The 11,622-nt window shown below is 63.4% G+C and carries 9 protein-coding genes; 8 read left to right on the forward strand and 1 reads right to left on the reverse strand.

The window, feature by feature from the left end; translation table 11 throughout:
• Positions 1-63 precede the first annotated feature (63 nt).
• The 6 genes from N539_RS0109070 (at position 64) to N539_RS19010 (ending at position 7,506) form a co-directional block, all read left to right on the forward strand.
• Positions 64-270 carry a hypothetical protein gene (locus tag N539_RS0109070; protein WP_028970008.1) on the forward strand — a complete coding sequence of 69 codons (207 nt, stop codon included), beginning with the start codon at positions 64-66 and terminating at the stop codon, positions 268-270.
• A gap of 155 nt (positions 271-425) precedes the next feature.
• A complete protein-coding gene (locus N539_RS0109075) occupies positions 426-1,739 on the forward strand; it encodes an efflux RND transporter periplasmic adaptor subunit (RefSeq protein ID WP_028970009.1) in 1,314 nt (437 codons plus the stop codon).
• A 25-nt stretch (positions 1,740-1,764) separates the two neighbouring features.
• Positions 1,765-2,436, forward strand: coding sequence for an ABC transporter ATP-binding protein (locus N539_RS0109080; protein ID WP_197018433.1), 672 nt, complete (start codon positions 1,765-1,767; stop codon positions 2,434-2,436).
• Positions 2,437-2,479: 43 nt separating this feature from the next.
• Positions 2,480-4,966 (forward strand): ABC transporter permease, encoded by a 2,487-nt coding sequence (locus N539_RS0109085; protein WP_028970011.1) that lies wholly within the window; start codon positions 2,480-2,482, stop codon positions 4,964-4,966.
• A 55-nt stretch (positions 4,967-5,021) separates the two neighbouring features.
• Positions 5,022-6,773 (forward strand): ABC transporter permease, encoded by a 1,752-nt coding sequence (locus tag N539_RS16330; protein ID WP_231462994.1) that lies wholly within the window; start codon positions 5,022-5,024, stop codon positions 6,771-6,773.
• The gene (locus tag N539_RS19010; RefSeq protein WP_231462996.1) at positions 6,703-7,506 is read left to right on the forward strand and encodes an ABC transporter permease; all 804 of its coding nucleotides are present in this window, start codon (positions 6,703-6,705) and stop codon (positions 7,504-7,506) included. The genes N539_RS16330 and N539_RS19010 overlap by 71 nt, the downstream gene beginning before the upstream one ends.
• Before the next feature lie 51 nt (positions 7,507-7,557).
• Here the strand turns inward: N539_RS19010 and N539_RS0109095 are convergent, their stop codons facing one another.
• A complete protein-coding gene (locus tag N539_RS0109095; protein ID WP_028970012.1) occupies positions 7,558-9,354 on the reverse strand; it encodes an acyl-CoA dehydrogenase C-terminal domain-containing protein in 1,797 nt (598 codons plus the stop codon).
• Between the two features lie 108 nt (positions 9,355-9,462).
• Between N539_RS0109095 and msrA the strand changes: the two genes are divergently transcribed.
• Complete coding sequence (gene msrA / locus N539_RS0109100; protein ID WP_028970013.1) at positions 9,463-10,059, forward strand: peptide-methionine (S)-S-oxide reductase MsrA; 597 nt, start codon at positions 9,463-9,465, stop codon at positions 10,057-10,059.
• Positions 10,060-10,169: 110 nt separating this feature from the next.
• Entirely contained in the window at positions 10,170-11,621 is a 1,452-nt protein-coding gene (purF, locus tag N539_RS0109105) for an amidophosphoribosyltransferase (protein WP_028970014.1), read from the forward strand.
• The last annotated feature ends 1 nt before the right edge of the window (position 11,622 follow it).

Below are 11,622 nucleotides of genomic sequence, written 5' to 3' on the forward strand. Positions count from 1 at the left end.
AATATTTCCACGCGCCGCAGATTGGATTCTTATGGCGATCTGGCTCGGTGATGGAGATGTTGAATGGGAATGTCGGCAACCCGCGTGGTTGAGTTGTGCGACTTGAGCGTGCGCGCGATCAAAGAAGATATAGAATTGCTGGAATCCGGAGCGCTCGAGTGGCGCTCGACGGAGGAGCACGACGTTTCCCGTCGGCAATTGCTGCGCATGCGCGCGGTCGTTTCCCATCTCCAGGAGATCATCGACGGCTGCGGGTGCGAGTGTGGCTGAGACCTGATTTCATCCATCGCCTGCGCCGTTTGGCACGGCGCTTGCTACGATTGTAGCATGAGCGGTGGGTTCAGTTTCATTGCGAGAGAGCGGCGTGAACTCCGCAGGTGTCCGTCAGTGTCCATTTCCGGACAGACATTGCCCGGAGGCGGACAGTGAGCCTGGTCGAGCTTCGGCAGGGCAATCGATCCGAAGCGGTCAGTGGCGGCGCGATGGATCGCGTGGTGGTGCGCAAGCGGATCGACAAGCGGATACTGATCGGTGGCGCGGCCGCCGCTGTAGCGTTGATCGTGCTGCTGTTCTGGCTGTTCGCACCGAGCGCGGGGTCAATGACGGTCGCTCGTGACCGCCTGTCGATCGCCACGGTCCAGTCCGGCACGTTCGAGGATTTCCTCCCGGTCCGCGGCCGAGTGACGCCGCTGGTGACCGTCTATCTCGACGCCGTCGAAGGCGGCCGTGTCGAGAAGAAGCTGGTCGAGGATGGTGCTGAGGTCGCTCAGGGTCAGCTGCTGGCGATCCTGTCCAACGCCGAGCTGCAATTGTCGACGCTCGAGAAGCAGGCCGAGGTCGAGCAGCAGCTCAACAACATGCGCAGCCAGGAACTGGCGCTCACCCAGACGCGCAACTCGAACCTGCGCGACCTCAACCAGGCTGAGACGGATCTCGCCAAGGCGCGACGCCAATATGATCTCTACAAGCCGCTCGCGGACCGCGGCTTCATTTCGAAGAAGAGCCTCAACGACACCAAGGACGACCTCGATTATCAGCAGCAGCGCCTGCAGATCCTGAAGCAGAGCATCACTCAAACCGAAGCGCTGCAAACCAGTCAGCTGAGTCAGCTGCGGGCCGCGTCGAGCTCGCTCAACAGCAGCATGGGCATCGCCCACGACAATCTCAGCCAGCTCGCGGTTCGCGCGCCGGTGACGGGGGAACTGAGCGGGTTCGACATCCAGCTCGGCCAGTCGCTGCAGCAGGGCGAGCGCATCGGACAGATCGACAGCGCGGGCGCCAACAAGCTGCAGGCCGACGTCGACGAATTCTACCTTGGCCGTGTTGCGGTAGGCCAGACTGCGACCGCCGAGGCGGAGGGCAAGATCTATCGCCTGAAGGTCGCCAAGGTTTATCCGCAGGTCCGCAACGGCCAGTTCCAGATCGACCTCATCTTCCAGGGTCCGGCGCCGGCGTCGGTCCAGCGCGGCCAGACGATCCAGGCCAAGCTGACGCTCGGCGATTCCGCGAAGGCGTTGCTGATCCCCAATGGCGCGTTCTTCAACGACACAGGCGGCTCGTGGATTTTCGTGGTCGACCGGAGCGGCAATGGCGCGACCAAGCGCCAGGTCCGGCTCGGCCGCCGCAACGCCGATTCGATCGAAGTGCTGAGCGGGCTCTCCGCCGGCGAGCAGGTCGTCACTTCTTCATACAGCGGGCTGGTCGACAAGGACCGGCTGAGTTTCAGCTCCGGCGAGTAAGAAAGGAACATTCCTCGTGCTGACCATGACTGGCCTCACCAAGTCCTACCGCACCGACACCGTCGAGACGACGGCGCTCGACAGCGTCGACCTCGACATCGCGGACGGCGAGTTCGTCGCGATCATGGGCCCATCCGGATGCGGCAAATCGACGCTGCTCAACGTCATGGGCATGCTCGACAGCCCGACCAGCGGTTCCTACGTCTTCAACGGGCGGGAGGTCGCGGGCCTGAGCGAAAGCCAGCTCGCCGACACGCGCAAGAGCAACATCGGCTTCATCTTCCAGAGCTTCAACCTGGTCGACGAGCTGACCGTTCGCGAGAATGTCGAGCTCGCCCTGCTCTACCACAAGTTCGCGGCATCGGAGCGCAAGGCCCGGGTCGAGCGGGTGCTCGACAAGGTCGGCATCGCGCACCGCGCCAAGCATCGTCCCACTCAGTTGTCCGGCGGCCAGCAACAGCGCGTCGCCGTCGCCCGGGCGCTCGTCGGCGAACCCAATCTGATTCTCGCCGACGAGCCAACCGGCAACCTCGATACCGCGCACGGCGAAGAGGTGATGCGGATGCTGCGTCAGCTCAACCAGGAAGGCTCGACCATCGTCATGGTCACCCACTCGCCGTCCCACGCCGACTTCGCCAGCCGCGTCGTCAACATGCTCGACGGGCGCATCCTGCAAGAACGCCGCCGCGCGGCCTGACCTAACCTCCCCGCTCGATACTCATTTCGAAGGATCAAGGATCATGTGGCGGAATTATTGGACAGTCGCGGTACGCGCGCTCGCCAAGAGCAAGACCTATTCCATCATCAACATCTCCGGCCTCGCCATCGGCATGGCCGCGTGCATCCTGATCCTGCTCTACGTCCGCTATGAGAACAGCTACGACAAGTGGCTGCCGGACGCCGACAATACCTATCAATTCCAAGCCTGGTATCCCAATCCGAAGAGCGGGATTCCGCTGTTTGGGCAGATGACCGCCTACGTCACCAAAGACCGCATCAAAAAGGATTTCCCGCAGGTCGAGCGGGTCGGATTCCTGCTGAGTGGACAGCCGATCATCATGAAGGATGGGCAATCGTCGTTCGGGGACGATTACGGCACGACCGACGACGATCTCCTCAAGGTGGTCAAACTCCCGCTGCTGTCGGGGAGCACCCTGACGTCGGCAGGCACCGCCGTTCTGTCCCGGACGGAGGCTATTCGCCGCTTCGGCACCGACCAGGTCCTTGGCCGCACGCTCAGCACCGTCGCGAAAGGACAACCTCGCGATTACAAGATCGTCGGCGTATTCAAGGACATTCCGAAGAATTCGCACATGAAGCTGAACGCGATCCTTCGGGCCGACTTCAACAGCTTCTGGGCAGACCAGCCCAACTTCATGACGCAGTGGGGCTGGCAGTCGGGGTGGGTCTATGCCGACCTCAAGCCCGGCACCGATCCCAAGCAACTCGACGCGGCCCTGCCTGCGTGGGAGAAGCGTAACATCCCCGACGAGACCAACAACGGGATTCGAACCAATCAGGGCGACGACCAGGAGTGGCATTTCGTCAACGTCAAGGACATCCACCTTGGCAAAGCCCAGAACGGTTCAATGACTCCGGGCAACGACAAGCGAACGGTCGCCACCTTCTCGATCATCGCGCTGCTGATCCTCGGCATGGCGGTCGTGAACTTCACCAATCTGGCGACGGCCCGTGCCGGTCAGCGCGCCCGTGAGGTCGCGTTGCGCAAGGTGCTGGGCGCGAACCGCAAACAGCTCGTCATACAGTTCGTCGGCGAGGCAATTCTGATCAGCGCAGTGTCGATGCTGGTGGCGCTTGCGCTCGTCGAACTTCTGGTGCGGCCGTTTGCCGCCTTCCTCGATGCCGGGATCCAATTGCACTATTTCGGGTCGGACGGGATCCTGTTGCCGGCAATCGGGGTGACCCTGCTGGTGGGCGTGGTCAGCGGGCTTTACCCGGCGTTCTTCATCTCCCGCTTCAAACCGTCGGACGTGCTGAAGGCGAACCGCTCCGCGGCGGAAACGCCTGGCTCGGGCCGTCTGCGCACGGCGCTGGTGATCGCTCAGTTCGCGGTGTCGATCGGCCTCATCGTCTGCACCGCGGTCGTCTACGCGCAAACCGTCTACGCGCGCACCGTCGACCCTGGGTACAAGCGCGACCATATCCTTCAGATCGACAACATCAGCCGGGCGCAACTGCGGCCGAGATCCGAAATGATCGTCGAGCAAATGAAGCGCATCCCGGGCGTCGTCGCGGTTGGGCGGACCGATCTGGGCGTCGACACCGACAACAACATCAATACCGGCGTGGTCCCGCCGGGCGCGACGCAAACCGTCGACATCGGCAATTACAATGTGGATCTTGGCTTCTTCGATGCGATGGGGCTGACGCTCAAGGCCGGCCGCTGGTTCGACAATCGGCCAATGGACGACCAGACCTACCCCTATCCTTCAGACCCAGCGGTAGAGAAGGCGATCGCTACTCGCGGCGTCAATGTCGTGCTCAACGAGCTGGCCGCCAAGAAGCTCGGCTTCGGATCTGCGCAGAACGCAGTTGGCAAGGTGTTTCACGGCGAGATCATTTCCGAGGGCATAAATAGCGACATCCGGGTCATTGGAGTGGTCGGAGACAGTCAGTTTCGTTCGGTTCGGGACCCGGTGCAGCCGCTCATGTACAACAAGGTCAATCAAGGGCCGGGCTGGATGATTATCCGCTACAGCGGTGACCCCGCGACGGTTCGCGCCGCGGTCGAGCAGAAGTGGAAGCAGCTGGCCTCCGACGTCCCGTTCGCCGCCAAGTTCAGCGAAGAAGTCGTGGGCGACCTCTACAAGGCCGAGGATTCGCGAGCCAAGATCTTTGCGTCCTTCTCCCTGCTCGCGGTGCTGATCGGTTGCCTTGGCCTGTTCGGGCTCGCCTCCTTCACCGCCGAGCGGCGGACCAAGGAGATCGGCATCCGCAAGGTGCTCGGCGCGCGCACTCGCGATATTGTGAGGCTACTCGTGTGGCAGTTCAGCCGCCCCGTCCTAGTCGCGAACCTGATCGCCTGGCCGGTCGCCTGGTGGGTGATGCGCGATTGGCTCAACGGGTTCGACCAGCGGATCACGCTCGGGCCGACGCCGTTCGTGGTGGCCGGAGCGATCGCCCTCGGGATCGCCATTGCGACAGTCGTCGGCCACGCCGTACGCGTCGCCCGCGCCAACCCGATCTACGCCTTACGATATGAATGATTAGACCGGAGCTAGGCAGGCGGACGCCGCGCAATTTCTTGAAGGGATGACAGGCATGTGGCGGAATTACTGGACGGTCGCGGTCAGGGCTCTGGCGAAGAGCAAGACCTATTCGATCATCAATATCGCCGGCCTCGCCATCGGCATGGCGGCGTGCATCCTGATCCTGCTCTACGTCCGCTACGAAAATAGCTACGACAAGTGGCTGCCGGACGCCGACAACACCTATCAATTCCAGGCCTGGTATCCCAACCCCAAGAGCGGGATTCCGCTGTTCGGCCAGATGTCCGCCTACGTCACCGGGGACCGCATCAAGAAGGATTTTCCGCAGGTCGAGCGGGTCGGATTCCTGCTGAGTGGACAGCCGATCATCATGAAGGACGGGCAATCCTCGTTCGGTGACGATTACGGCACGACCGACGCCGATCTCCTGAAGGTCATCAAGCTGCCGATGCTCTCGGGCGGCACCCTGGCCACGGCCGGGACGGCTGTCCTGTCGCAGACCGAAGCCATCAAGCAATTTGGTACCGACCAGGTTATTGGCCGAACGCTGAGCACGGTCGCGAAGGGAAAGGCTCGTGACTATAAGATCGTCGGCGTTTTCAAGGATATCCCGAAGAATTCCCATCTGAAGCTGAACGCCATCCTGCGAGCGGACTTCAACTCCTATTTCGCGGATAGCCCGGACTTCATGACCTCATGGGGTTGGCAGTCGGGTTGGGTCTATTTGAATCTGCGACCCGGCACCGACCCGAAGCAGCTCGAAGCCGCGCTGCCTGCCTGGGAAAAGCGCAACATCCCCGATGAAACCAACAACGGTATCCGCACCAACCAGGGCGACGACCAGGAGTGGCATTTCGTCAACGTCAAGGACATCCACCTGGGCAAGGCGCAAAATGCCGCGATGACGCCGGGCAACGACAAGCGGACGGTCGCGACCTTCTCGGTGATCGCGCTGCTGATCCTCGGCATGGCGATCGTGAACTTCACCAATCTCGCCACGGCGCGGGCCGGGCAGCGCGCCCGCGAAGTCGCGCTGCGCAAGGTGCTCGGCGCGAACCGCAAGCAGCTCGTCATCCAATTTGTCGGCGAGGCGCTGCTGATCAGCGCGGTTTCGATGTTGGTCGCGCTGGCCCTCGTCGAGCTGCTCGTGCGTCCGTTCGCCGCCTTCCTCGATGCCGGGATCACGCTTCGCTACTTTGGGTCCGACGGAATCCTTCTGCCGGCCATCGGAGTAACGGTGCTGGTAGGCGTGCTGAGCGGCCTTTATCCGGCCTTCTTCATATCCCGGTTCAAGCCGTCCGACGTGCTGAAGGCCAATCGCTCGGCGGCGGAGACTCCGGGCGGGCCGCCTCCGGACTGCGCTGGTCATCGCGCAATTCGCAGTGTCGATCGGGCTCATCGTCTGCACCGCGGTGGTTTATGCGCAAACCGTCTACGCGCGCACAGTCGATCCTGGATACAAGCGCGACTACATCCTGCAGGTCGACAACATGGGCCGCGCGCAGATGCTGTCGCGCTCGGAAATGATTACGGAGCAAATGAAGCACGTGCCCGGCGTGGTGGCGGTCGGGCGTACCGATATCGGCATCGACACCGACAACAACATCAACAGCGGCGTCGTCGTCCCCGGCGGCACCAAAACGATCGACATTGGCGATTACCGCGTCGACCAGGGCTTTTTCGATGCCATGGGGCTGACACTGAAAGCGGGCCGCTGGTTCGACAACCGGCCGATGGACGACCAGACCGTTCCTTATCCGTCGGATCCGGCGTTCGAGAAGGCCCTCGCGGCGCGCGGCATTAACGTCGTGATCAATGAACTTGCGGCCAAGAAGCTGGGCTTCGGCTCGGCCCAAAATGCCGTGGGCAAGCTGTTTAGAGGCGACGTCATCAGCGACGGCATCAACACCGACATTCACGTAATTGGCGTGGTCGGCGACAGTCAGTTCCGCTCGGTTCGCGATCCTGTGCAGCCGCTTTGGTATGCCAAGGTGAACACCGGTCCCGGGTGGATGATCATCCGCTACCATCGTGATCCTGCTACGGTTCGCGCGGCGGTCGAGCAGAAGTGGAAGCAACTGGCGCCCGACGTGCCGTTCGGCGCGAAATTCAGCGAGGAGGCAGTCGGCGGCCTCTACAAGGCCGAGGATTCGCGCGCGAAGATTTTCGCCTCCTTCTCTTTGCTCGCGGTGCTGATCGGTTGCCTTGGCTTGTTCGGCCTCGCCTCCTTCACCGCCGAGCGGCGGACCAAGGAGATCGGCATCCGCAAGGTTCTCGGCGCGCGCACCCGCGACATCGTGCGGCTACTGGTGTGGCAGTTCAGCCGCCCCGTCCTAGTCGCGAACCTGATCGCCTGGCCGGTCGCCTGGTGGGTGATGCGCGACTGGCTCAACGGCTTCGATCAGCGGATTACACTTGGGCCGACGCCATTCCTCATTGCCGGGGCGATCGCCCTCGGCATCGCCATCGCGACGGTCGTCGGCCACGCCATCCGCGTGGCGCGCGCCAACCCGATCTACGCGCTGCGCTACGAATAGGCTTTCGACCTTGCCTCCGCCGCCACGGGTGCGCGGCGGAGGCAGGACCGTTCAGAAGGCCTCGACCGGGATCTTCATGAGCGCGTCGGCTCCGGCTTCGACCTTGCGGCGAAGCGCCGTCGATCCCGGCAGTTCGCGGTCCGCGTAGAAACGCGCCGTTGCAAGCTTGGCTTCATGGAAGGCGGGATCGTCGCTGCCTTCGGCTAAAGCCCGCGCCGACGCTGAGGCGAGCTTCAGCCACATCCACCCCAAGGCCACCAGGCCCATCAGTTCCATGTAGGCGTATGCGCCGGCTCCGGCGATGTCGGGGTCGCCGGTGGCATGGTGCGCCAGCCACACGGTTGCCGCCTGGAGGTCGGCGAGCGCGGGTTGGAGGCCGGCCGCGACCCCCGCGGGATCGCCGGCCTTCGCCGCATCATTGAGGTCGGTGCCGACGAGCTCGAAGAAAGCGCGGATCGCGCGGCCGTTGTCGCGGGGCAGTTTGCGGCCGACCAGGTCCATCGCCTGGATGCCGTTGGTGCCTTCGTAGATCTGGGCGATGCGGGCATCGCGGACGAACTGCTCCAAGCCATGCTCGCGGATGTAGCCGTGGCCGCCCAGCACCTGTTGCGCGAGGACCGCCGCCTCAAAGCCCTTGTCGGTGAGATAGCCTTTGATGACCGGGGTCAGGAGAGAGATGAGATCCTCGGACGCCTGGCGTTCCGCCTCGTCGGGCGAGCGATGCATGAGGTCGACCTGCAGCGCCCCCCACAAGATCAAGGCTCGCCCAGCCTCGTTCCACGCCTTGGCCTCCATCAACATGCGGCGGACATCGGGATGGACGATGATCGGGTCGGCGCTGGCCTTGGGATCGCGCGCCTCTTCGTGCAGCGCGCGGCCCTGTCGCCGCTCTTTAGCGTAGGTGACCGCATTCTGGTAGGCGACCTCGCCCTGGGCGAGTCCCTGGAGGCCGACGCCGAGGCGCGCGGCGTTCATCATGATGAACATCGCCGCGAGGCCCTTTTCGCGTTCTCCCACCAGCCAGCCCTTCGCGCCGTCGTAATTCATGACGCAGGTGGCGTTGCCGTGGATGCCCATCTTCTTCTCGAGCGCGCCGCAGGACAGCGAGTTGCGCTCGCCGAGCGAGCCGTCCGCATTGACCAGGAACTTGGGCACTACGAACAGGCTGATGCCCTTCACCGTGTCGGGCGCGCCGACAACCTTGGCGAGAACCAGGTGGATGATGTTTTCGCTGAGGTCGTGCTCGCCCGAGGAAATGAAGATCTTGGTGCCGGTGATGGCATAGCTGCCGTCCGCTTGCGGTGCCGCGCGGGTCTTTAAAAGCCCGAGGTCGGTGCCGCAATGCGGCTCGGTGAGATTCATCGTGCCCGTCCAGCGGCCGGTGACCATCCTCGGGATGTAGGTCTGCTTAATTTCGTCCGAGCCTTTGGCGAGCAATGCGGCGATCGCTCCCGATGTCAGGCCCTGATACATTTCGAAGGCGTGGTTGGCGGACAGGATATATTCGCTGACCGCGGAGCCGATCACCTGCGGCAGGCCTTGCCCGCCATATTCCTCGGGCGCGGTCAGCGTCGGCCAGCCGGCGTCGCAGAATTGCCAGTAAGCGTCCCTGAAGCCTGGCGGGGCCGTGACTGATCCATCCTCGGCGCGCTTGCACCCGGCCTCGTCGCCGACCCGGTTGAGCGGCTGGAGCACCTGTTCCGCGAAACGGGCCGCCTCTCCGAGAATTGCTTCGACGAGGTCGGGTGTCGCGTTGGCGAACCCGGGAAGGTTCGAGTAGCGGCCGATGTCGAGAACGCCTTCGAGAATGAAACGCGTGTCCTTCACCGGGGCGGTATAGGTCGGCATCGGCGACTCCCTTGCGGGCATGTCCTATGGCGCGGCCGAAGCGGCGTCCAGCGGCGGTGCATCCGCGGTTCAGCACGCTTCGTAGATAGCGGCATGAGGAGAATGAACATGCACCGGCTTACCTTCACCCTGACCTCAATGGTTGCGTTGTCCGCGATCGCGGCGCCCGCTCATGCCGATACGGCAGTGCTCGCTGGCGGCTGCTTCTGGGGCATGGAAAGCGTGTTCGAGCATGTGAAGGGCGTGCAGAACGTCGTTTCCGGATTTGCCGGGGGCGCGGCGCGCGACGCCGACTACGACTCGGTCAGCTCGGAGCGGACCGGCCACGCCGAGGCGGTGAGAATCAGCTACGACCCGAAGCAGGTCAGCTACGCCCAGCTACTGCAGATCTTCTTCACCGTGGCTCACGACCCGACGCAGGTAAACCGCCAGGGCCCCGACACCGGCCCAAGCTATCGGTCGGCGATTTTTCCCCAGAACGCGGGCCAGGCCCGCGCGGCGCGGGCGTTTATCGCCAGGTTCAGCTCAGATCACGCCCACAAGGCGCCGATCGCGACGAAGATAGAGAGCGGCGGCTTCTACCCGGCGGAGGCTTATCACCAGGATTACGCGCGCCGGCACCCATTCTATCCCTACATCGTCGTCAACGACCGGCCGAAGGTCGCGGCGCTGAAGGTGCGATATCCGAGCCTTTTCAAGGCGTAAGACTGCTAAGCCGTTAAAATTTCACGCTTTATTCATGCAAGGGGCGACAAAGGCGCTGCCTCGCATTATATGGCGGGCGATACACGGCCGTGCAGGCGATTGGGGCAACCATGGACATGCTGACCAACCCTTTCGACGATGACAAGCTGCGCGAAGAGTGCGGCGTCTTCGGCATTTGGGGCGCTGATAACGCCGCCAGCTTCGTCGCGCTTGGGCTTCATGCGCTGCAGCATCGTGGCCAGGAAGCCGCCGGCATCACCAGCTTCGACGGCAAGCATTTCCACTCGCACCGCGCGATGGGCCACGTCGCCGGCAATTTCGACCGCGACGAGACCATGGGCAAGCTCGCCGGCCACTCGGCGATCGGGCACGTGCGCTATTCAACGACGGGCGAATCGGGCCTGCGCAACATCCAGCCACTATTCGCGGAGCTCGCCGAGAGCGGCTTCGCGGTGGCTCACAACGGCAATATCTCGAACGCGATGAAGCTCCGGCGTACCCTCAACCGCCGCGGCTCGATCTTCCAGTCGACGAGCGATACCGAGGTCATCATTCACCTCGTTGCGACATCCGGCTTTTCCACCACGCTCGACCGCCTGACCGACGCGCTGAAGCAGGTCGAGGGCGCATATTCGCTGGTTGTGCTGACCGACGATGGGCTGATCGCCTGCCGCGATCCTCTCGGCATCCGGCCGCTGGTCATGGGCAAGCTTGGCGAGGCGACAATCTTCGCTTCGGAGACCGTCGCTCTCGACGTGATCGGCGCAAGTTTCCTGCGCGATGTCGACCCGGGCGAGCTCATCCTCGTCAACGACGGAGGCATCCGCTCCTTCCGGCCGTTCGAGAAGCTCGCACCGCGGCCGTGCATCTTCGAGCACGTCTATTTCTCACGGCCCGATTCGATCGCCGAAGGAAAGTCGGTGTACGAGGTGCGCAAGAACATCGGCGCCGAGCTGTCGCGTGAGGCGCCGGTCGAGGCCGATTATGTCGTGCCGGTTCCCGACAGCGGCGTGCCGGCCGCGATCGGCTTCAGCCAGGCCTCGGGTATCCCGTTCGAGCTCGGCATCATCCGCTCGCACTATGTCGGCCGGACCTTCATCCAGCCGAGTCAGGAAGTGCGTCACCTCGGCGTCAAGTTAAAGCACAACGCCAATAGCGCGCTGGTCGACGGCAAGAGTATTGTCCTGATCGACGATTCGATCGTGCGCGGCACCACATCTGTGAAGATCGTGCAGATGATGCGCGACGCCGGCGCGCGCGAGGTGCACATGCGAATTGCTTCGCCGCCGACGCGGCACAGCTGCTTCTACGGCGTCGACACTCCGGAGCGCGCGAAACTGCTCGCGGCGCAGATGAACGTCGAGCAGATGCGCGATTACATCAACGCCGACAGCCTCGCCTTCATTTCGATCGAAGGCCTGTACCGAGCGCTCGGCGAGGACCGCGACGATGCGCAGCCGCAGCGCTGCGACGCCTGCTTCACCGGCGACTATCCGACCAGCCTCACCGACGTCACCGAAAAGGATCGCGGCACGCCGCTGTCTTTGGTCGCCAGCCGCTGAG

This window comes from Sphingomonas sp. URHD0057, assembly GCF_000620665.1.
Taxonomy (GTDB): domain Bacteria; phylum Pseudomonadota; class Alphaproteobacteria; order Sphingomonadales; family Sphingomonadaceae; genus Sphingomicrobium.